The sequence below is a fragment of the Olsenella phocaeensis genome (assembly GCF_048189965.1).
In the GTDB taxonomy this organism is placed as follows: domain Bacteria; phylum Actinomycetota; class Coriobacteriia; order Coriobacteriales; family Atopobiaceae; genus Olsenella_I; species Olsenella_I phocaeensis.
This window is the reverse complement of the sequence record NZ_DBEZHV010000015.1, coordinates 1-20,985: the sequence shown is the minus strand read 5'-3', so window position 1 is coordinate 20,985 and position 20,985 is coordinate 1. Positions and strand designations below refer to the sequence as shown.

16 protein-coding genes and 4 tRNA genes are annotated in these 20,985 nt (G+C 67.6%); 17 read left to right on the top strand and 3 right to left on the bottom strand.

The window, feature by feature from the left end:
- The first annotated feature begins 175 nt into the window (after positions 1-175).
- The 9 genes from secG to ACMPH2_RS07350 all read left to right on the top strand — a co-directional run bounded on the left by secG (position 176) and on the right by ACMPH2_RS07350 (position 12,217).
- The gene (secG, locus tag ACMPH2_RS07390; RefSeq protein WP_009277824.1) at positions 176-424 is read left to right on the top strand and encodes a preprotein translocase subunit SecG; all 249 of its coding nucleotides are present in this window, start codon (positions 176-178) and stop codon (positions 422-424) included.
- Between the two features lie 274 nt (positions 425-698).
- Positions 699-1,691, top strand: coding sequence for an ABC transporter permease (locus tag ACMPH2_RS07385; protein WP_009277823.1), 993 nt, complete (start codon positions 699-701; stop codon positions 1,689-1,691).
- 10 nt (positions 1,692-1,701) lie between these two features.
- Positions 1,702-2,748, top strand: a complete 1,047-nt coding sequence (locus ACMPH2_RS07380) for an ABC transporter permease (protein WP_009277822.1) — start codon at positions 1,702-1,704, stop codon at positions 2,746-2,748.
- A gap of 69 nt (positions 2,749-2,817) precedes the next feature.
- Positions 2,818-4,860, top strand: a complete 2,043-nt coding sequence (locus tag ACMPH2_RS07375; protein WP_072499878.1) for a dipeptide ABC transporter ATP-binding protein — start codon at positions 2,818-2,820, stop codon at positions 4,858-4,860.
- A 170-nt stretch (positions 4,861-5,030) separates the two neighbouring features.
- Entirely contained in the window at positions 5,031-6,827 is a 1,797-nt protein-coding gene (gene pepF / locus ACMPH2_RS07370; RefSeq protein WP_417119080.1) for an oligoendopeptidase F, read from the top strand.
- Positions 6,828-6,993: 166 nt separating this feature from the next.
- On the top strand, positions 6,994-8,775 hold the full coding sequence (locus ACMPH2_RS07365) for an ABC transporter family substrate-binding protein (protein ID WP_417119079.1): 1,782 nt from the start codon (positions 6,994-6,996) through the stop codon (positions 8,773-8,775).
- A gap of 127 nt (positions 8,776-8,902) precedes the next feature.
- Positions 8,903-8,993: transfer RNA gene (locus ACMPH2_RS07360), tRNA-Leu, on the top strand.
- 103 nt (positions 8,994-9,096) lie between these two features.
- Entirely contained in the window at positions 9,097-11,313 is a 2,217-nt protein-coding gene (locus ACMPH2_RS07355) for a SpoIIE family protein phosphatase (protein WP_040656635.1), read from the top strand.
- Positions 11,314-11,485: 172 nt separating this feature from the next.
- On the top strand, positions 11,486-12,217 hold the full coding sequence (locus tag ACMPH2_RS07350) for an anti-sigma factor antagonist (protein ID WP_417119078.1): 732 nt from the start codon (positions 11,486-11,488) through the stop codon (positions 12,215-12,217).
- Positions 12,218-12,842: 625 nt separating this feature from the next.
- Here ACMPH2_RS07350 and ACMPH2_RS07345 read toward each other — a convergent pair.
- A tRNA-Cys gene (locus tag ACMPH2_RS07345) sits at positions 12,843-12,916 on the bottom strand.
- Between the two features lie 39 nt (positions 12,917-12,955).
- Positions 12,956-13,031, bottom strand: a tRNA-Gly gene (locus ACMPH2_RS07340).
- 264 nt (positions 13,032-13,295) lie between these two features.
- Between ACMPH2_RS07340 and ACMPH2_RS07335 the strand changes: the two genes are divergently transcribed.
- The 8 genes from ACMPH2_RS07335 (at position 13,296) to ACMPH2_RS07300 (ending at position 20,376) form a co-directional block, all read left to right on the top strand.
- Positions 13,296-14,198 (top strand): putative ABC transporter permease, encoded by a 903-nt coding sequence (locus tag ACMPH2_RS07335; RefSeq protein ID WP_009277816.1) that lies wholly within the window; start codon positions 13,296-13,298, stop codon positions 14,196-14,198.
- Complete coding sequence (locus ACMPH2_RS07330; protein ID WP_417119077.1) at positions 14,195-15,505, top strand: cysteine desulfurase family protein; 1,311 nt, start codon at positions 14,195-14,197, stop codon at positions 15,503-15,505. Before ACMPH2_RS07335 ends, ACMPH2_RS07330 begins: the two co-directional genes overlap by 4 nt.
- Positions 15,505-16,722 (top strand): MnmA/TRMU family protein, encoded by a 1,218-nt coding sequence (locus ACMPH2_RS07325; protein WP_417119076.1) that lies wholly within the window; start codon positions 15,505-15,507, stop codon positions 16,720-16,722. Before ACMPH2_RS07330 ends, ACMPH2_RS07325 begins: the two co-directional genes overlap by 1 nt.
- A gap of 246 nt (positions 16,723-16,968) precedes the next feature.
- Complete coding sequence (locus ACMPH2_RS07320) at positions 16,969-17,676, top strand: MgtC/SapB family protein (protein ID WP_009277813.1); 708 nt, start codon at positions 16,969-16,971, stop codon at positions 17,674-17,676.
- A 619-nt stretch (positions 17,677-18,295) separates the two neighbouring features.
- The gene (locus tag ACMPH2_RS07315) at positions 18,296-18,595 is read left to right on the top strand and encodes a nucleotidyltransferase family protein (protein WP_062529781.1); all 300 of its coding nucleotides are present in this window, start codon (positions 18,296-18,298) and stop codon (positions 18,593-18,595) included.
- Positions 18,592-18,918: a HepT-like ribonuclease domain-containing protein gene (locus tag ACMPH2_RS07310; protein WP_417119075.1), complete on the top strand. Its 327-nt coding sequence runs from the start codon at positions 18,592-18,594 to the stop codon at positions 18,916-18,918. Before ACMPH2_RS07315 ends, ACMPH2_RS07310 begins: the two co-directional genes overlap by 4 nt.
- Before the next feature lie 348 nt (positions 18,919-19,266).
- Positions 19,267-19,341: transfer RNA gene (locus tag ACMPH2_RS07305), tRNA-Val, on the top strand.
- A 588-nt stretch (positions 19,342-19,929) separates the two neighbouring features.
- Positions 19,930-20,376 (top strand): hypothetical protein, encoded by a 447-nt coding sequence (locus tag ACMPH2_RS07300; protein ID WP_417119074.1) that lies wholly within the window; start codon positions 19,930-19,932, stop codon positions 20,374-20,376.
- Here ACMPH2_RS07300 and ACMPH2_RS07295 read toward each other — a convergent pair.
- A complete protein-coding gene (locus tag ACMPH2_RS07295; protein WP_417119073.1) occupies positions 20,373-20,609 on the bottom strand; it encodes a hypothetical protein in 237 nt (78 codons plus the stop codon). The two genes, ACMPH2_RS07300 and ACMPH2_RS07295, sit on opposite strands and share 4 nt — an antisense overlap.
- Positions 20,610-20,985: the final 376 nt, after the last annotated feature.

The following is a 20,985-nucleotide window of genomic DNA, read 5'->3' as shown; positions in this document are numbered from 1 at the left end:
CACGGAGGTGTCGGGGCCCATTTTTTGTGGGTGGGACCGACGCGCGTGGGGCGAGCGTCGGCAGGCTTGGGGCTGCCGTCGATTCTATGGCAGTTGGTAACGGCCTTGACTCATGTGGTAAGCTAACCAATCGATGTAGTTGCGCCATCCGTGGGCACATAAAAAGGAGCACTTCGTGGGCGTTCTGAACACCATCCTTCTGGTCATCCTGGCACTCTCGGCCGTCCTGACGGTCATCCTCATCCTCATGCACTCCGGGAAGGGGACCGGGGTCTCGGACATGATCGCCTCCTCCATGTACAACTCGGCCGCCGGCTCGGGGGTCTGGGAGAAGAACCTCGACCGCCTCACCGTCATCACCGCGGTCGTCTTCGGTGTCACCGTCTGCGTCATGGCGTTGACCTTCCCGCTGGGCACCATCTAGGCTCTTGCGTGCACGGCCCGTCTTCCGCCCCTGGGCGCGTGGATGGGCCGTTATCTCTGCCGCGTCTCGTGCCGTGGTAGGATTTTGCACGTTGTGTTCTTGCGTGCCCTGGCTCCCGGCCCACCCGAGGCCCGACGCGAAGGCATGCTGCTTGCGCCTCTGGCTGGGCGGACGTGCCGCCACGGAAGCGCATTCTGCAGAAGAGGGACGTGGTCGCATCGCCGTCGCGTCCTCGTGCGCCCCCGGGGCGCGCGAAGCGAAGTGAGGAGCGTCCATGGCGCGATTCGTCGGGTACATAGCCAAGCGTGTGGCGAGCTACATAGTCATGATCTTCGTGGCGACCTCGCTCACGTACTTCCTGGCATCGGCCTTCATGAGCCCGCGATCCAACTACGAGTCCCGCACTCCCAGGCCACCGCAGGAGTCCATTGAGGCGTCGCTCGACGCCACCAACCTCAACGACAAGACCCCCATCCTCCAGCGCTACCAGAGGTGGCTGGGCGGCATCGTCACCAGGTGGGACTGGGGTCAGACGCCCACCGGCGTCTCGGTGAACGAGGAGATGTCCTCGCGCATCGGCGCCTCTGTGGAGCTGATGTCGCTCGCCACCATCATCTCCATCGTGGTGGGCGTGAGCCTGGGCGTGTACACCGCCCAGCGGCAGTACCAGTGGCAGGACCGCTTCCTGGGCGGCATGGCCTCGCTCTTCATGGTCATCCCCACCGTCGTCCTGGCCATCCTCATCGTGTTCGCGGCCATCGAGATAAACCAGGCGGCGGGGTCGCGCCTCTTCTACGTGACGGGCCTCTCCAGCTACGAGGGCGGCAATCCCCTCATGACCTTCCTCGACTTCCTCCAGCACATCCTGCTGCCCACCGTGGTGCTCACCATCATCAGCTCCGTGGGCTACCACCTGGGCCAGCGCACCTACCTCCTGGACGAGATGCACGCCGACTACGTGCGCACCGCCCGCGCGAAGGGCCTCACCAAGAAGCAGGCCATCCGCAAGCACGCCCTGCGCGCCTCGCTCATCCCCACGGCCGTCTCGGTGGCCTTCTCCATCGCCGGCATCTTCACGGGCGCCGTCATGACCGAGAAGATCTTTGCCATCCACGGCCTGGGCGAGTACTTCATCAACTGCATCAACAACAACAACATCCATGGCGCCGTGGCCGTCGCGGCGTTCAGCGGGGCCTGCACGCTCGTGGGCGCGCTCCTGGCGGACCTCTTCGCCGCCGCGCTCGACCCCCGCATCAAGATGAGCTAAGGAGAGCGCGATGTCAGACGAAATCAGGCAGGACGCTCCCCAGGCGGAGGGCGACGCACGGCAGGCCGGCGACGGGGAGGGCAGGCAGCTCACCAACGCCGAGCTCGAGCTCCTCGCCGACAAGATGGGCGGCTCCGGCGGCGAGGTCAAGCGCATAGGCTACCTCTCGCTCATCGGCAGGCGCTTCGTGCGCCAGCGCAGCGCCATGGTGGGGCTGGTGATCCTCGTCCTGCTGGTGCTGATGGCCATCTTCGGTCCCCACGTCACCCCCTTCACCTACACCGACCCGGACTTCACCTCCCTCAACGTGCCGCCCAACGCCACGCACTGGTTTGGCACCGACGGCGGCGGCTTCGACCTCTTCGCCTGCGTGGTGCACGGCCTGGGCCGCTCCCTCGTCATCGGCGTCATCTACTCGGTGCTCACCACCGTCATCGCGGCCGTGGTGGGAACCTCCATCGCCTACGTGCGCGGCGTCCCCGAGAAGATCGGCATGTGGTTCCTGGACATGCTGCTCATCATCCCGAGCTTCCTCCTCGTAGCCATGGTCGTCCGCGCCGCCAGCGGCACCCAGGGCTGGGTCACGCTCATCGTGGGCCTCACCGCCTTCGGCTGGATCGGCTACGCCCGAACCCTGCGCACCATGGCCCTCTCGCTGCGCGAGCGCGACTACGTGCGCGCCGCCAAGTACATGGGCGTGTCCCCCTTCAAGACCATCGTGCGCCACCTCATCCCCAACCTGGGCTCCATCCTCATCCTGGACACCGTGCTGGGCGTGATAGGCGGCATCAACTCCGAGACCGCCTACAGCTTCCTGGGCCTGGGCATCAAGGCCCCCGACACCTCGCTGGGCTACCTGCTGAGCCAGGGCTCCTCCGCAATGCTCTCGGCCCCCTGGATCGTCCTCATCCCCTCCGCCGTGCTGATCGTGCTCTGCGTGAGCATGCAGCTCATCGGCGACGGCCTGCGCGACGCCATCGACCCGTACTCGCGCGCCGCGGGAAGCGTCGAGGACGAGGCCGAGCAGGAGGAGGCACCGGAGCCCGCGGGCAACTAACGCCAGCACGCGGCGCGGCGCCCCGCCGGGTGCCGTCCGCCAACCCCAAGACACGTTACGGAGCGAGATATGGCCGAGAAGGCAAACGACAGCACGAGGGGCACGTGGGTTCCCCAGGACGACGTGATTCGCTACGAGCTCCTCGAGGGCAACGGCCCCAAGGGCGCGCCCCAGGGCGACCCCATCATGAGCGTGCGCAACCTCAAGGTCTCCTTCGCCACCGAGGCCGGCAGGGTCGACGCCGTCCGCGGGGTCAACTTCGACCTGTGGCGCGGGCGCACCTTGGGCATCGTCGGCGAGTCGGGCTCGGGCAAGTCGGTCACCGCCCTCTCGCTCATCGGGCTCCTGGACGACAACGCCAAGGTGGGCGGCTCCGTCAAGTTCGACGGCGAGGAGCTCGTGGGCAAGTCGGACGAGCAGATGGCGGCCTTCCGCGGCAAGTCCATCTCGATGATTTTCCAGGACCCCCTGAGCGCCCTCACGCCCATGTTCACCATCGGCGAGCAGCTCGAGGAGACCCTCCTCATCCACAATCCGCAGATGGGCAAGCAGGAGCTCCGCGCGCGCTGCGTCGAGCTCCTGCGCATGGTGGGTATCACCAATCCCGAGGAACGCCTGGACGCCTACCCGCACGAGTTCTCGGGCGGCATGCGCCAGCGCGTGGTCATCGCCATCGCCATCGCCAACGACCCCGACGTGATCATCGCCGACGAGCCCACCACGGCCCTCGACGTGACCATCCAGGCCCAGATTCTGGACGTCCTGGCCGTGGCCCAGCGCGAGACGGGCGCCGCCGTCGTGCTGATCACCCACGACCTGGGGGTCATCGCCGGTACCGCAGACGACGTCCTGGTGATGTACGCCGGGCGTGCCGTCGAGCGCGCGAGCATCGACACCATCTTCGACCAGCCCTCGCAGCCCTACACCATGGGCCTTTTGGGCGCCGTGCCCAAGCCCCACGTGGCGGCCGAGCATCGCCTGGTCCCCATCAAGGGCAACCCGCCCTCGCTGGCCGCCATCCCCAAGGGCTGCCCCTTCTCCCCCCGCTGCCCGATGGCGAGCGGGAAATGCTTTGAGGTCGAGCCCGTCCTCGAGCCCTTCGACGCCGCCGAGGGCCACCTCGTCAGCTGCCACAAGCTCGCGGAGATCCGCGAGCGCCACCTGAGCTTCCAGGAGGTCTACCCCGAGCTCGAGCCCCTGCCCGCAAAGTGGGCGGAGGTCCCCCGCGACCAGCGCCCGGTGGTCCTCGAGGTCAAGGACCTGGTGAAGACCTTCCCGATCCAGGGCAAGGGCCTCATCCGCCGCGACCGGGGCACCATGTGCGCGGTCGACCACGTGAGCTTCAAGATCCACGAGGGCGAGACGCTTGCGTTGGTGGGCGAGTCAGGCTCCGGCAAGTCCACCACCCTCATGCAGATCATGGACCTCGTGAGGCCCGAGCACGGCAGCATCGAGGTGCTGGGCCGCGACATCGCGACCCTGCGCAACAACCGCGAGAGGCGCGAGCTCAGGCGCGACCTGCAGGTCATCTTCCAGGACCCCATGAGCTCGCTTGACCCCCGCATGCCCATCTACGACGTGCTGGCCGAGCCCCTGCGCGCGCAGAGGTGGTCCGCGAAGGACATCAACTCCCGCATCGGCGAGCTGATGCACCTCGTCGGCATCAACCCAGACTACGTCGACCGCTTCCCCAGCCAGTTCTCCGGCGGCCAGCGCCAGCGCATCGCCATCGCCCGCGCCCTGGCCACGCGCCCCAAGATCCTCCTGCTCGACGAGCCCATCGCCTCCCTGGACGTCTCGATCCAGGCCGGCATCATCAACCTGCTCGAGGACCTGCAGGTGCAGCTCAAGATCTCGTACCTCTTCGTCGCCCACGACCTTGCCGTCATCCGCCACATCTCCGACAGCGTCGCCGTGATGCACCTGGGCAAGATCGTGGAGCAGGGTGATACCGAGGAGGTCTTCACCAACCCGCAGGACCCCTACACCAAGGCCCTGCTCTCGGCCATCCCCATCCCCGACCCCAAGGTGGAGCGCTCCCGCGAGCGCCTGGTCTACCAGGACGGGAAGCTCGTCTCGTCCTCGAGCCTCTTGCCCACGCTGGAGGGGTAGGGGAGAGGCCTCTCCTCCGCCTCCGAGGCCTCCCTTGTGGAGGCCATTGGGTCGGGGCGCACTTGCTGGATTCCCAGGGCGGTCCGCGACGCTGCGGGCCGCCCTGCGCTATGTTGTTGGGGTCGAACGGCCCATCCCAATGCGCAGGCGCTGCGCGAACGGAGGATCAGATGGCAGAGAGCTACAAGTCCCGCGCGGACGTCCCCGAGAGGTACACCTGGGACACCAGCGGGCTCTTCGTGGGCGACGAGGCGGCCGACGCCGCGTTCGAGGAGGTGCGGGCGCTTCCCGCCGAGCTGGAGTCATGGAAGGGCAGGGCGCTCGAGAGCGCGGAGGGGCTTCTCGCCTTCCTCCGCCTCGAGGACGAGGTCACGATCAAGGTGGCCCGCCTCTACGAGTACGCCGCCCGCAAGGCCGACGAGGACACCCGCGTCGGGCGCTACCAGGACATGCTCGCCCGCCAGCGCTCGCTCATGGCAAGCGTGGACGCGGCGAAGTCCTGGTTCGAGCCGGCGCTCCTCTCGCTTGACGAGGCCACGCTGGACGCGTGGTGCGAGGAGTGCGAGGGCCTGGGGACGTACCGCCGCGCGCTGGACAAGATCCGAGCCCTCGCCAAGCACGTGCTCACGCCCGAGCTCGAGGCGCTCTTGGCCAAGGCCCAGGAGATGGCCGCCAGCCCCGAGGTCGGCTTCTCCATGCTGAACGACGCCGACCTGCGCTTCGCCGACGCGCTCGACTCCAAGGGAGAGGCGCACCCCATCACGCACGGCAGCTACGGCACGGCGCTGATCAGCCCCGACCGCACGCTGCGCGAGAACGCCTACAAGAGCGTCTACGGCAGCTATCGTGGCGTGCGCAACACCTCGGCGGCCCTCCTTGCCGCCCAGATGAAGCAGCTCGAGTTCTTCGCCACCGCCCGTGGCTACAAGAACACCCTAGATGCCTCCCTCGCCCCCACCGAGGTGCCCCGCGCCGTCTATGAGTCCCTCATCGAGTCCGTGCACAAGAACGCCCCCGCCATGCACCGCTACATGGCGCTGAGGGCCCGTGCCCTGGGCCTCGAGCAGGCCCGCTACTGGGACGTCTACGTGCCCATAGTCAAGATGCCGGAGCGCCGCTACAGCTTCGAGGAGGCCTGCGACCTCATGCTCGAGGCCCTGGCGCCCCTGGGCGAGGACTACCTCGCCGTGGTGAGGCGTGCCATAGACGAGCGCTGGATCGACGTGTACGAGACCCCGGGCAAGGCGAGCGGTGCCTACTCCTCCGGTGGCCGCGGCCTCACGCCCCTCATCCTCCTCAACTTCATGGGCACCCTGGAGGACGTCTTCACCCTGGTGCACGAGATGGGACACTCGCTCCACACCTACCTGGCCAGCAAGGCGCAGCCCACGCGCTACGCCGACTACGAGATGTTCGTGGCGGAGGTGGCGTCCACCACCAACGAGATGCTCCTCATGCGCTACCTGCTCGACCATGCGGCAGACGACGCGGAGCGCGCCTACCTCCTCGACGACCTCTGCGGCAAGTTCAAGGGCACGCTCTACCGTCAGACCATGTTCGCGGAGTTCGAGATGCTCGCCAACGACGCCTCCCAGGCGGGGGAGGGGGTCGGAGCGGAGGCCAACAGCAGGCGCTACCGTGCCCTCAACGAGCTCTACTACGGGCCCGCCGTCCTGACGGACGAGGACATCGCCCTGGAGTGGTCCCGCATCCCGCACTTCTACTACGACTACTACGTCTACGTCTACGCGACGAGCTTCGCCGCGGCCGTGGCGCTCTCGGACAAGATCCTGGCCGATGGCGCGCCGGCGGTCGAGCGCTACCTGGGCTTCCTCGCGGGCGGCAGCTCGAAGCCCCCGCTGGAGCTGCTCGCCGGGGCGGGGGTCGACATGGCCTCCGGCAAGGCGGTCGACGACGCGCTGGTGCGCTTCGGCCAGGTCGTGGACGAGCTGGATGGCCTGATCTAGCGACGGGCCGCAGGGCGGGTCACCTCGCGGCCCCTTTGTCCCAGTACACAAGCTTGTAACAATCGGGCAGGGATTTTTTTATCTTTTTGAAATAAAATGTGAACAGGCATCCGTCGGGGTGCATGCATTTCGCCGTGCGCACGTCGCGCAGGAAATTGGAGGAGAAATGATTTCTAACATCGTCTCGCGTCGCTCGTTCGTGGGCATGGCCGGTGCGGCTGCGGCTCTCGCCGGCCTCGGACTTGCAGGCTGCGGCGGTTCGGGCAACTCCGGCAGCGGCTCCGCCGGCGCCGACACGGGCGTCGAGCCCCAGAACGGCTCGCCCGCAACCACTCCCATCGACCAGCTGCCCCTGCCCGAGAAGGGCAAGACCTACGACAACCCGCTCAGCCGCGACAAGGTCAAGGACGGCGGCACCCTCGTGCTCCCCGTCACCGAGGTCGGCCCTGACTTCAACTACTTCAGCGTGAACGGCAACACCGTCTACATCTACTGGTTCTGGTACTTCTACATGCCCACGCTCTTCACGGTGGACGCCACGGCCTCCGCGTTCACGCCCAACCCCAACTTCGTCGCGTCCGCGTCGGCCGACATGGTGGACGGCAAACAGGTTGCCACCATCACCCTTGCCGACAAGGCGAACTTCAACGACGGCACGCCCATCGACTGGCGCTCCATCGAGGCCGTCTGGAAGTGCTGCAGCGGCGCCGACGAGAACTACACCCCCTCCTCGACCGACGGCTTCGTCCAGGTCGAGAGCGTGGTCAAGGGCGAGACGGACAAGCAGGCCGTCATCACCTTCTCCCAGCCGTACTACCCCTGGCAGAACCTCTTCCAGAGGGTCCTGCACCCCTCCGCGGCGACGGTCGACGCCTTCAACAACGGCTGGGTGAACAACCCGCACAACGAGTGGGCGGCCGGTCCCTTCGTCGTCGACAGCTCCGACGAGACCCAGATCACCTTCAAGCGCAACGAGAAGTGGTGGGGCGACGAGGCCAAGCTGGAGACCGTCACCTTCAAGCAGATGGAGTCCCAGGCGATGTTCAACGCCTTCAAGAACGGCGAGATCGACGCCACCGAGCTGGGCGCCTCCGGCACCGGCGAGATGCTCTCCAACTTCGTGGGCATGGAGAACACCGAGATCCGTCGTGCCGACTCCAAGTCCATCGCCGTCATCGAGGTCAACGCCACCCGCGAGGGCCTGAAGGACGAGGCCGTGCGCAAGGCCTTCATGCAGTGCATCAACACCGAGACCATCGTCGGCATCGTCTACCAGGGAGTCAACTGGAAGGAAGACCGCATGGGCTCGCTGGTGATCGCCCCCTGGATGGATGGCTACGAGAACAACCTGCCCGAGGACGTTGCCGCCAACACCACCGCCGAGGCCCAGGCCGAGGCCGCCAAGAAGACCCTCGAGGCCGCTGGCTACGAGATGGGCTCCGACGGCTACTACGCCAAGGACGGCAAGCAGGTGACCTTCTCCTTCACCGCCATCGGTGACTCCAACGTGGTCAAGAACCGTGCCGCAGCCATCCAGAAGATGGCCAAGGACGCCGGCATGAACCTGACCATCGACAACAAGCCCTCCTCCGAGTTCTCCAAGACCCTCACGGGCGGCGAGTGGGACACCATCCTCTTCGGCTGGTCCTCGGGCTCCGCCTCCTACAACAACGGCGGCCAGATCTTCGGCTCCCAGAGCTCCTCGAACTTCACCCACTGCGGCAACGCCGAGCTCGACGCCAAGTTCCTCGCGGTCACCGGCATCGCCGACCACGCCGAACAGATGAAGGCCTTCAACGCGGCCGAGAAGGAGGCCCTGAAGTCCTACGCCTTCATCCCCCTGTTCGCTGGCGCAGACGCCATCGCCTGCAAGGCCGGCCTTGCCAACTGGGGTCCCGCGCTTCTGAAGGACATCGTCGCCGAGAACGTCGGCTGGGCCAAGGAGTAGCGTCCAAGACGGCATCCGCCGATGCCTCTGGGTTGGGGTCCCCTTGGCCTCAGCCCAGGCAAAAAAGTTGTTGCCACGGGGCAAAGGCGGATGCTATAGTACTCTTTGCTGCGACGCAGCAAGCCATGTCGGAGTGGCGGAATTGGCAGACGCGCTAGCTTGAGGTGCTAGTGACTGACTAAAAGGTCGTGCGGGTTCAAGTCCCGCCTCCGACACCAGAGAATGCGAGAGGCCCCTTCGGTGGGCCTCTCTTCTTATGTATGCTTCCTCTGTGTGGCCTTGGTTGGCGCCGAGCGAGGCGCGTGACTTTGGGGGCGGAAGATGGCGAGAGGCGAGTTGGTGCGTCGCGTGGACGGCATCGGCCAGGGCAGCGTCAACGGGGCGCTGGCCGCCCTCCTCTCGCTCACGAGCGACGCCGTCCTCGCCTTCGACGGCCTGGGCAGGGTCCTCCTCGCCAACGAGCGGGCAGAGAGGCTCCTCTCGCACGCGCCCGACGGGCTCGTGGGGCAGGACGTCCGCTCCCTTTTTCCGCCGGCGGTGGGGGCGGCGCCCAGGACGCCCTTCTCGCCCACGGACCTGCCCTTCGCCCTGGACGGGAGCGCGGGGTCGGTGCTGTGCCTGCGCCCCGATGGCTACTCCGCCGACCTGGCGATTCGCTGCATGCGCCTCCCCTCCGCCGGGGACACCTACCTCCTCGTGGCGCGCCAGGCCGATTCGGCGCAGGCCGCCAGGGGCGAGCACGAGCGCCTGGTGGGGGAGCTGTCGCGCGCGAACAAGAGACTCTCCGGCACGCTGCGCATCGTGCTCGAGACCCTGGGCTCGGGCGACGTCACGACCCTCTTCGACCGCGTGCTCGAGGAGGTCACCAGCACCATGGAGGCTTCCGGCACGGTCTTCTACGTGGCCGAGCCCGACGGGTACCACCTGCGAGGCGTGAGCTCCAGCCTGGGGGGCGTGCGCGTGCCGCGCTTCCTGCCGGCGGGCAGCACCCTCGAGGCCCTGAGCGTCCGCGCCCGCGAGGCGCTGCGCCTGCGCGTGCTGGCTCCCGGCAGGGAGGAGCTCCGGCGTGGCAGGCTCACCCAGCGCGAGCTCGTCAACGAGGAGACCCGCGAGGTCTATCGCGTGCGCGCGAGCCACCTGCCGCCCTTCTCGAGCCTCATCTGCGTTCCCGTGTGGTTCGGCGGGCACGTCATTGCCCTCATCGAGGTGGGCTGGCAGCAGGCGCACGTCACGAGGCGCGAGGACGGGGAGCTCCTGGACGCCGTGACGCAGTACCTCTCGGTGCAGCTCGTGGGCGCGTTCTCGGCATTGCGCACGCACAAGGAGGAGGAGCTTCGCGAGCTGGGCATACAGCTACACGACCACGTCCTCGCCGCGGACGACGCCCGCGCCGCCACCAACGAGGCCACGGAGCGCGTCTGCAGGAGCCTGGGGGTGGCCGTGCTGCCGCTCGTGCCCCCCGGGGACGGCGGTACGGGGTTCTCGCTCGAGCTACCGGGAGGGGAGCCCAGGCGGATCGACCCGGACCTCGACGCCCTTTTGGGCAAGCACGCCGCAGACCAGGCGGTCGTCCTCCCGCTCCGCCTTGCGCCGAGCCTCCAGGAATGGCTGCAGGAGCAGGGGATGTCCCCCCTCGGTGCGCTGGTGGACCTGGGGACGCTCTGGGGCGAGCGTCGGGTCGTGCTGCTCTCGCGTCCCGCCGACGGCGAGCCCCTGGACGACGTCGAGATCGCCTTCCTGCGCACCGTGGCCCAGGGGCTGGGCGACATCTCGCGCGGGGAGGAGGAGCGCCGCCAGGACCGCCGCATCTCGCAGGCGCTGCAGACGGGCATGAGAAACGAGCTCCAGCGGGTGCCGGGCATCACCGCGCAGGGCATCTACTCGTCCGCCACCGCCACTGCCGTCATAGGCGGGGACTTCTACGACCTCATCCGCCTGCCCGACCAGCGCTCCTGCGTGATCATGGGCGACGTGAGCGGCAAGGGGGTCGAGGCCGCCTCGGTCTCGGCGGCGGTGAGGACGGCACTGGGCGCCTACTCCTGGCAGGGTCTGAGCCCCGCCCGGATGGTGCGCCTGCTCAACGACTTCCTCCTGGGCTTCTCGAGGCTCGAGACCTTCGCCACGCTCTTCGTGGGCGTGTGCGACCTCGCCGCAGGCACCCTGACCTACTGCTCGGCGGGGCATCCGCCTGCGATCCTGGTGCGTGCGGGCTCCTGCCAGGTGGAGACCCTGGACGTGCAGTCCGGTGTGGTGGGGGCCTTCCACGAGATGCGCTACCGCAACGGCTCCGTGCGCCTGGAGCCGGGGGACATGCTCCTGCTCTACACCGACGGGACGACCGAGGCTCGCGCGACGGATGGTTCCTTCTTCGGGGAGGACGGCTTGCGTGACGCGGTGATGAGCGAGTTTCCCCGTGGCTTCGAGGGCGTGCTCGACCGACTGCTGAGCCATCTGGACAGCTTTACCGAGCGCCACCTGGACGATGACGTGGCCATGGTATCGTTGCGCTTCGACGACGTGCGGGGGGCGGGGGAGTAGCCGGTGCGCGCCTGCCATGAGGCGGGAGTGGCCCGGACGCGGCTGCCGCGAGGAGGGGGCGGGGGCAGGACGTGCCCACAAGCCGTGCGCGAGGCACGCGGCTTCGGGCGGTTTGGCCGATTCTCTCGCCTCGCGCGCGTTTGCGCCCGTCCGTTTTGGGCAAAAGAGCCACATGGAGGAGCATTCCAACATAGCCCTGGTGCCGGTTGACCATGACCTCGACGTGAGCTCGGTCGACGAGGTGAGGCGAACGCTCGACGGCCTCATCGACGGAGGCTGCCGGCGCATCGTGCTCAACCTCTCGGGCATGAGCTTCGTGGACTCGGCGGGGATGGCACTCATCTTCAGGGAGGTCCGCCGCATGAGGCAGGTGGGGGGCCTCATGTCCATCACCAACGCGAGCGACCGCGTCCTGCGCTCGCTGCGCATCGCCCGGCTGGTCGACTTCGCGCCCGTGTCTGGCTGCGGCGACCGCCCCCAGGTCCAGGAGCTGGACCCCGGCGTGTTGCCCGAGTGGCGCTCGACCCTCTCCATCGACCCGACGGACCTCGCGGGGTCGCGCCGCAGGGTGGAGGGGATGCTCGCGAGGCTGAACCTTGCCGCAGATGCCGCCTTCGACCTCACGTTGGCGGTGGGGGAGGCCATGGGCAACGCGGTGGATCACACTGACGGCCATTGCGCCCTGGTGACGGTGGCTCGCTACCCTGATCGCGCCGTCGTGGAGGTGAGCGACTGCGGCTGCGGCTACGAGCTGGGGCCTGACGGAGACCTGCCCGAGGTCTCTGATTCGGGCGAGAGGGGCCGCGGGATCCGGCTGATGCGCCTCCTGGCGGACGCGGTGACCATCGCGCGAAAGCCCTCCGGGCGCGGGACCGTGGTGAGGATCGTGAAGCTGCTGGGATAGGGGCGACCCGCGGGTGCGGGCGTGGGTTGCGAGGCGGGGTTCCGCTGCGGGCGCGGCCGTCTCGACGCGCACGACCGTCGCAGTGCGCACGACCGTCGCGACGCGCTCGGGTGCTGCGATGTTCTTTACTGCGCCGTTTCCGAGGCATCTCTCACTTTGAGGCGAGTGTGGAACACGTCGCCGCGTGCTGCCCAGGCAAACGGGCCGTGGCGTGTTCTTTACTCTGTCCGATATCGCACGTGCCGTCATGGAAGGCGAGAAGAGAACAACTACGGCCGTGAATGGCCCAAAAGCGTTCTTTACTGCCGTGCATTTGCCGCTTCTCTCACTTTGACGTGAGTTTGGAACACGCAACCGGGCGGCGTCCAGGCGCAAGCGTCGCCGCGCCACCCGCGCCGCTCGCGCTACCCGCGCGGATCGTCCGCGCCGCTCGCGCTACCTGCGCCGACCGCGCCGCCGCCCACCCCGCGCGTGCCGCAGCATGTTCTTTTCCGTGTCCGACGTCGCATCTGCCGCCAAAGAAGGCGAGAAAAGAACGCCCGGGCTCGGGGGGTGCCAGCCCAAAGGGAGCGTGCCAGCCCAAAGAAGAGGGCGACCGCCGAAGCAGCCGCCCTCTTGCGTTCGTTGGAGGCGAGACCCGGATTCGAACCGGGGATAAAGGCTTTGCAGGCCTCTGCCTTACCACTTGGCCATCTCGCCGTATGAAAAAGGCCGATCGAAACCGGCCCGATGTTCGCATGGAGCGGGCTACGGGGTTCGAACCCGCGACCTCCACCTTGGCAAGGTGGCGCGCTACCAACTGCGCCAAGCCCGCGAACGCGAGGAATAATATACGTGACGGCAACGGGCTATGCAAGCCCGAATTTCGAAAAACTTCCCCTCAGCCTTAAACGCGCAGCTAGACGTGGATAAAAACTTTTGAAGCAGACCAAGCCGCCTCGCTGCGCTATGCTCGATGGACGGTCAGGGCGCCAGGCAACCGGCCCCCGGGCCGACTGGTCGCTCCCGATCCGCCGGACCTACTCCCACTCGCCGCCGTCCCAACCCGACCCATGTCCATCCCAGAAGACGGAGCCGCATGCTTCTCAACATCCTCCTCCTGCTCGTCATCCTCCTGGTCGTGCGCGGCATCGCCCGCCTCGTCAGGTGGTTCCTCCTGTGGCTCGGCCGAGGCCGACGGCTGGATGGCGCCGTGGACATGCGCCGCATCAACCAGGACGCCGTCCGGGCCGACATAGAGGCCGAGAACGCGGCCGCTGGCGTCGAGCGACTCACGCGAGCCCAGCAGGCAGAGGTCATCGCCGCCCAGCTCATGGACCGCGAGCTCTTCCTGGCCGACCTGCACGTGGGCTGGTACCAGGTGGTCATCATCTTCGTGATCGGCTCCATGGCAGGCCTCGTCCTCGAGGAGCTCTGGATGCTCATCACGGCCGGGCTCACCCAGAGCCGCGTGGGGCTGGTATGGGGACCGTTCTCGCCTTTGTACGGCTTCGGCGCCGTGCTGCTCACCCTCGTGAGCTTTGGCCTGCGGGAGAGGGGCGCGCGCGACTGGCAGGTCTTCCTCGCCTCCCTGGCCCTGGGAGGTGCGCTCGAGCAGCTGACCGGCTGGGGCATGCAGACCCTGTTCAGCGCAGAGTCCTGGACCTACGCCCACCTGCCCGACCACATCACTCAGTGGGTCGCCTGGCGCTTCCTCGTCGCCTGGGGGCTCCTCGGGCTGGTGTGGGCCAAGCTCATCATGCCCGAGGCCCTGTACCGCATCGGCAGCCCCACGACGCGACGGCAGGTCGTCTTCGTGGTGCTCCTCGCCGCCTACCTGGCGTTGGACATCCTCATGACCGTGGCGTGCTTCCAAAGGAGGGCCGAGAGGGACGCCGGCATCCCGCCCCTCAACGCCTTCGAGGCCTGGGTGGACGTCCACTACACCGACGAGTTCATGTCGAACCGCTTCCAGAACCTCGTGGTGGGGAGGGAGCTGTGACGGTCTCGGCTGGTGGGAACATGGGAGAGGAGCGCTCGCCCGTGCCTCCCACGACGCGCGGCACGGGGGTTGACGTCGCCCCTTGCGAGGCCTACTTGGACTACGCGGCCGCCACGCCCCTCGACCCGCGCGTCCTCGAGGCGATGCTGCCTTACCTTACGGAGCGCTTCCACAACCCCTCGTCGCCCTACGCCGCCGCGCGCCGCGTGCGTGCCGACGTCGAGGACGCCCGCCGTCGCCTGGCGCTGGTGCTAGGCGCCCGTGCCGACGGGATCACCCTGACCTCAGGGGCCACCGAGGCCAACAACCTGGCCTTCGCCGCGACGGACGGACACGTGGTCACCGATGCCATCGAGCACCAGAGCGTCCTGCGCGTCGCCGAGGGACGGCCGCACACGCTGGTGGGGGTCGCCGCGGACGGGCGCGTGGACGCCCATGCCATGGCCGCCGCCATCACGTCCCAGACCGAGCTCGTGAGCCTCGAGCTGGCAAACGGCGAGGTGGGCTGCGTCCAGCCCGTGCGCGAGCTTGCACGGCTGGTCGCGGCGGAGCGCCGGCGCAGGCTCGAGGCGGGGGAGCCGCGCCAGCTCCTGCTGCACGTGGACGCCTCCCAGGCGACGGGTCAGCTGGCCGTGAACGTCTCGTCCCTCGAGGCGGACATGGTCACCGTGTCGGCGGCGAAGATCTATGGCCCCAAGCAGGTGGGCCTGCTCTGGTGCTCCGACCGCGTGCGCCTGCGCCCGCTGGTGCTGGGGGGCGGGCAGGAGCGCGGCGTGCGCTCCGGGACGGAGAACGTCGCCGGCATCGTAGGCTTCGCGCGGGCGTTGGAGCTCGCGGAGGCCCTGCGCCGGGAGGAGGAGGCGCGCCTGCGCGGCTTGCGACAAGGCATGGAGGCCGAGCTGCGCCGCGAGCTGCCCTGGTGCGTGGTGAGCGGTCCCAGGCAAGAGAGGCTGCGCCTGCCCGGGCTGCTGCACCTCTCGCTTCCCGGACTCGAGGCCCAACGCCTGGTCGTGCTGCTCGAGCGCGAGGGCGTCAGCGTGGGCACGGGCTCGGCCTGCGCGGCGAGCAAGATGCGGGCGTCCCACGTGCTCGAGGCGCTGGGGATGCCGCCGACCCTCTCTCAGGGGAGCCTGAGGCTCACGCTGGGCCGGCCCAGCACGCCCGAGGAGGTCGCGTACGGCACGCGGGCCATCGTGCGCTGCGCGCGGTCCGAGATGGTGCGCCTCGGCCTGGATGACGCTGCGATGTCGGAGCGCGCGGCGGCGCTGGGGGCCGCGGGCGGACGATGGCGGGGAGGCAGGGGCTGATGGCGAAGACGGTGTGCCTGGGCATGAGCGGGGGCGTTGACTCCGCGCTGGCGGCCGCGCTCCTCGTGGAGCAGGGCTTCGACGTGCGTGCGGTGTACATGCGCAACTGGTCGCGCGACCTGCCGGGGTTCCGCTGCCGCTGGGCGGACGACCTGGCGGACGCCGAGCGTGTCGCGGTGACGTTGGGCATCGGCCTCGAGGTCTGGGACTGCGAGGAGGAGTACCGGCGCACGGTGGTCGACTATCTCGTCGACGCCTATGCTCGCGGCCTCACGCCTAACCCCGACGTGATGTGCAACCAGACCGTGAAGTTTGGGACCTTTGCCCAGCGCGCGCTGGCGGAGGGCGCGGACTACGTGGCCACGGGCCACTACGCGCGCGTGGGCTCGCAGCTGGGCGAGGGGGGCGCGCCGTCTGGGGTCGCGGCGGCGATGCCGCAGGCGGGCGTCCCGGCGTCCGGGCAGGCGGGCATGGACGGCCTTGGCGCCGCGTCCGGCCTCGTCGCACCCGCGCGCCTCTTCCGCGCCGCGGACGAGTACAAGGACCAGACCTACTTCCTCTGGCGCGTCCCCGGTGAGGTTCTCGCGCACACGCTCTTCCCCATAGGCGGCTATGCCAGCAAGGCGGAGGTACGTGCCGCCTGCGCCGAGCGGGGCCTGGGCGTGGAGGCCAAGCCGGACTCCGACGGCATCTGCTTCGTGGGCGAGGTGGGCATCCGCAGCTTCCTCCTGGACACGCTGGAACGCCGCGCGGGAGACGTCGTGGAATGGGAGACGGGCCGGGTCCTGGGCCGCCATGACGGGGCCTTCCTCTTCACCGTGGGGCAGCGTCGCGGGCTCGACCTGGGCGGGGGGCCTGCCCGCTACGTGGTGTCCACGGACGTGGAGAGGAACGTCGTCTACGTCAGCGCAAGCCTGGACTGCCCCGGGCTCTGGTGCCGGGGCCTGGAGCTCTCTGACGTGCGCTGGATTGCGGGACTCCCGCCTCGAGCTGGCCGCTACCTGCTGCGTACCCGCCACACGGGCGAGCTGGTCGAGGCGCTGGTCACGCCCCGCGAGCCCGACGTGGTGCACGGGCTTCCTTGGGCCACGGTCGAGTTCGACGAGCCGCGGCGCACGGTCGCGCCCGGACAGAGCGCCGTCGTGTACGACGGGCTGGAGTGCCTGGGGGGCGGCGTGGTCGTCCGCGGTCCGGAGGGCGTGCCGGGCTGGGCTTAGGAGGGGGCGGCGTACGCGCGCGTCTCTCGGCCGTCATGTCCCGTCGCGGTCATGGCTCCCGCCCCGTTCGCGTTGGTTGCCGCCCCTCGTGGCCCTTACCTCCCCGATTGCGCCATCTGGCGTCGTGCATCGGGGGGCGTACGCGCGCTGGGATATAGTTGCGAACACGCACGGACCGCAACGTCGCGCCGGCTGGTGCGACGCGCCTTTTGCATCGTTGGAACTTTGATTAGGAGGAGGAATCGGGTGCTGGGAGCTTACTTCACCCATCTGGCAGACGTGACCGCAGGTTGGAGCGCCGAGGCGGTGTTCTTGCGCATGGCGCTCGCGACATTGGTAGGCGTGGTCATCGGCCTCGAGCGAGAGTACAAGAACAAGGGCGCGGGCATCAAGACCCACGTGCTGGTGTGCCTGGGCTCGGCGATGTCCATGCTCGTGGCCCAGTACGTGCTGGTCACCTTCCCCGACGCACGCGCGGACATGAACCGCATCGGCGCGCAGGTCATCAGTGGCGTGGGCTTCCTGGGCGTGGGCACGATCATGGTCACCGGCCTCAACGAGGTGCGCGGCCTCACCACGGCAGCGGGGCTCTGGGCCTGCGCCTGCATTGGCCTGGCAGCGGGCATCGGGTTCGTGGAGGGCACGCTGATCGCGCTGGTCTTCGTCCTGTTCACCTTCGCGGTGCTGTCGCGCATCGACGCGCGGGTGCGCAGCAAGTCGAAGAACTTCGACATCTACGTCGAGTTCGAGGATCGCAGCGGTGCGAAGAAGATGCTCAAGATGCTGCACTCGTGGGATTGCACCTACAGCGACTTCACCCTGACGCGCGGGGAGTCGGGCGAGAGGGGCATGGCGGCGACGATGTCCATCCATCTCTTCGAGCTGGGCCAGAAGGAGCCGTTCCTCAACTCGATCCAGAACCTGGACTTCGTCAGCTACTGCGATGAGATGTAGGGGAGAGGGGCGCGCGGCGGCCGCGACGGCGTCAGGCGCGTGCGTCTTTGCTGCGACAACGTCCAACGCGTGCGTGTCGACCGCGCGACTACGCTCGGCGCGCATATCTCGCCCGCGATGACGTCCAATGCGTGCGGTACTGCCACGACTACGTCCAACACGTGCGAATTTGTCGCGAGAACGTCCAGCGCGCGCTTCTCGCCCGCGACAACGTCGAACGCGTGCGTTTTTGCCGCGACTACGTCCGACGCGTCTTTTCTCCATCGCTCAACTGGGCAAACGTGACGCGTATAAACGCGTTCGACGTGCTCGCGAGCGATAATGACGCGTTGGACGCTGTCGCAGGCATGATGGCCGATCATGTCATCTTGGTAAGTCAGCAGAATTTGAATTTTTGCTGACTAACCTTTCCGTGAGCTGGGCAAATGCGAATGAGGTCAGCAGAAGAGAAAATAATGCTGACTTGGTACGGAGCGGATGACGGGGCGAGTGGCCGGAAACTCCCAATGCCAGCCGACAGCCGTCCACCATGCCAGCCATCTGACAAGTCACCGAAAGAATGCCGTCCTGCCATTTAGGCAAGTACAATCAAGATGGTTCACAGCGGAGAGGAGGCGTCATGTCCGAGCCACTTTCAAGAGATGAGATCACCCAGATCATCAGGCCAATCCTAAGGCGATATCATGCGAGCGGCGCCGCCCTATTCGGCTCATACGCACGTGGGGAAGCGACGCAAGACTCGGACATTGACCTCATCATCTATGGCGGTCCCGATTTTGATCGTACGGACATCTTCTCCATTGCCGAGGAGCTCTTTGAGGCCTCTGGGAAGCGAGTTGACGTCTACGAGGCAAGCGAACTCGACCCGACCTCCGACTTCTATAGTTCGATCAAGCATGACGAGGTGCGTGTGGCATGAACGACTCCGACCGCCGGAACCTCGAGCGAGCACTTGAGTTCGCCGATGAGCTCGCAAGTACGCTCGTCGAGCGCGACATCCTGATATCCGATCGCTTTGTTCAGTGGGCAATCACAACGCCGCTGTATAACGTGGGCGAGTTCGTCTCGCACGTCTCCAAAGAACTGCGGGCCTCGCACCCAGAAATCCCGTGGTCCAAGGTCGCGGGCACGAGACATCGCTTGGTACATGACTACGGCGGCACCGATTGGACCATAGTCACGGAGATAGTCTATAGGGGCCTGCCCTCCTTCGCGGACCAAATCCGTGGACTGCTGAGATAGCGATTCTTCCAATCGAATGCTTTCTGGCAGCCAGCAATAGGCTGCATATCGACAACGTCCAACGCGTCATCATCGCTCGCGAGCGCGTCGAACGCGTCTGAGAGTCTTGCGTTTGCCCAGTTGATCGAGGGAGAAAAGACGCGCCGGACGTAGTCGCGGCAAAAACGCACGCGTTCGGCGTAGTCGCGGCAGAGACGCACGCGCCGCCATCGCTGCATCAGCGCCAAGCGCTCCGCCAGCCACTTCGAGCGAGTAGGTATGGAGAGAAAATATCTGTTGCATGCTGGGGGGAGTTCCTCTATAGTAGCTAACGCGCTGCGCGAACCCCCATGCGTGGCAGACATATTCGGGCGTTTAGCTCAGGGGGAGAGCGCTTCCCTGACACGGAAGAGGTCACAAGTTCAAATCTTGTAACGCCCACCAAAATCAAGCCCTGTACCTGCGGAAACGCGGATGCGGGGTTTTCCTTTGCCGTGATTTAGGCAGTTCTCCCACACTTCTCCCACAGCAACGCGGGTGAGATTGCCCGTGCGGGTGTGGGTTGCCCTCACGCTCGGTACTGGCATGCGCTGTTTTCGTGAAGCGGTGGGCGGTGGGGTAACTCCATGGGGTGCGGTTCGCATCTCGGGACGGAACCGATTCTCACCCGTGCACCTAGTAGGGGTGGGCAAACGCCAGTGCCCACCTACTACAGGTGTACGCACCACTTCCAGTGGAACGTAAGGAACGGAACGTTCTTATATATATCGGTTCCGTTCCAATCTCGGGGGGCACTCGGGGCGGTGTTTGGTGGTGGGCTGGGCCGGTCGTCCCTGCCCGCGAAAAGTCGGGATTTTAAAATTTGGGGCCTCGGTCGGAATCCGTGGAAGGGACGCCGGTCTACGCCATGCGGCGAAAAGGGGGCGTTACCCCCGGGGGAGGGCACGCCCCGCTCACGGCCCAGGCGAGAGGGCCGTTTGAGATGTTTACGCTGGGTGGCAGGCAGGCATTGCGTGGAACGGGGAGGAAGCCATGACGTACGATCGCCAGCCGGGAAGCCAGCCACGCCCGCGCTCCGCCAGGGACGGCCTGGGGCGGGTGCGCGCCATGTCCGCCGACTACGCCAGGTCGCGGCGCACGCTCGCCCAGGTGAACGCGATGGCGGCGGAGAGGGGCGGGGAGGCCCCGGCGCACCTCCTGAGGGCCAGGGACGCCATGACGGCCCGTCTGGCCGCCTGCGAGGACGCCTGGGACGCCCTGGTTCCCTCGCTCGCGCGCGTGGCCTCCTCCTGCGGCCCCGCCGCCGCCGAGGTCGTGCGCCTGAGGTGCTGCGAGGCCCTGGCGTGGGAGGAGGCGGCCAGGGGCGTCTCCTACTCCGCGAGGCAGGCGCAGAACCTCTATAACGGCGCCTGCCGCGCCCTGGACGAATGGGACGGCCCGGTGCCGTGGCGGGGCTCCGGGACCGCCCCACCTGCCTAGCGTCCCGCAGCTGGGAGCAGGCCGAGCGCCTTCGAGAAGCTGAGCAGGAGCCTGAGCTGCTGGGGCGTCACCTTTCTGGCCCCGTCCATCTGGCCCGCAAGGTCGAGCGCCCCGAGTATGAGCGCCTCCTGGGCGTCCTCGTCGAGCTTGCCTGCGGCCACGGCGGCGTCAACGCCCGCCCGCATCGAGCCGTAGTACCCCTGCGCTATCGTCCCCACCATTACGTCCCTCATCGTTCCTCCATCCTGCCCGTCTGGGCACTCGCTGCCGCTTTCTCTGAAAATGCTCCGGGGGGAGAAAGGCCCTAATGCAGGGCCAGGGCCCCTCCCCTCAAATAAAAGGCTCCTCATCATTTCTAGTGGCCACCACTCCCCGGGACGGGAGGCGGTCCCCCGCCCCGAACGGTAGAATCCGGTCATCGGACGGACTTCGGCGGCCGGGGGGACGAGACGGGCGACGCCGGGATGCCTGCGAGCCTGTTCGAGAGGTCGATGGGGCCGGGCCCGGAGCGGAGGGTCTCCGAGGCCTGGTCCGGGGAGGGGGCCCGGCACCCCGCACGCGAGGGTGGAGGGGGCGTCCGGGGCGGCCGTCCCCTGCCCGGAGCGCGGC

Excerpts from the sequence above, each read along its gene's own strand:
- ACMPH2_RS07335 (WP_009277816.1), top strand. The coding sequence starts at position 13,296 with ATGCTTCTCAACATCCTCCTCCTGCTCGTCATCCTCCTGGTCGTGCGC.
- ACMPH2_RS07300 (WP_417119074.1), top strand. The coding sequence starts at position 19,930 with ATGACGTACGATCGCCAGCCGGGAAGCCAGCCACGCCCGCGCTCCGCC.
- ACMPH2_RS07325 (WP_417119076.1), top strand. The coding sequence starts at position 15,505 with ATGGCGAAGACGGTGTGCCTGGGCATGAGCGGGGGCGTTGACTCCGCG.
- ACMPH2_RS07385 (WP_009277823.1), top strand. The coding sequence starts at position 699 with ATGGCGCGATTCGTCGGGTACATAGCCAAGCGTGTGGCGAGCTACATA.
- ACMPH2_RS07315 (WP_062529781.1), top strand. The coding sequence starts at position 18,296 with ATGTCCGAGCCACTTTCAAGAGATGAGATCACCCAGATCATCAGGCCA.
- ACMPH2_RS07355 (WP_040656635.1), top strand. The coding sequence starts at position 9,097 with ATGGCGAGAGGCGAGTTGGTGCGTCGCGTGGACGGCATCGGCCAGGGC.
- ACMPH2_RS07365 (WP_417119079.1), top strand. The coding sequence starts at position 6,994 with ATGATTTCTAACATCGTCTCGCGTCGCTCGTTCGTGGGCATGGCCGGT.
- ACMPH2_RS07375 (WP_072499878.1), top strand. The coding sequence starts at position 2,818 with ATGGCCGAGAAGGCAAACGACAGCACGAGGGGCACGTGGGTTCCCCAG.
- ACMPH2_RS07295 (WP_417119073.1), bottom strand. The coding sequence starts at position 20,609 with ATGAGGGACGTAATGGTGGGGACGATAGCGCAGGGGTACTACGGCTCG.
- pepF (WP_417119080.1), top strand. The coding sequence starts at position 5,031 with ATGGCAGAGAGCTACAAGTCCCGCGCGGACGTCCCCGAGAGGTACACC.
- ACMPH2_RS07350 (WP_417119078.1), top strand. The coding sequence starts at position 11,486 with ATGGAGGAGCATTCCAACATAGCCCTGGTGCCGGTTGACCATGACCTC.
- ACMPH2_RS07310 (WP_417119075.1), top strand. The coding sequence starts at position 18,592 with ATGAACGACTCCGACCGCCGGAACCTCGAGCGAGCACTTGAGTTCGCC.
- ACMPH2_RS07380 (WP_009277822.1), top strand. The coding sequence starts at position 1,702 with ATGTCAGACGAAATCAGGCAGGACGCTCCCCAGGCGGAGGGCGACGCA.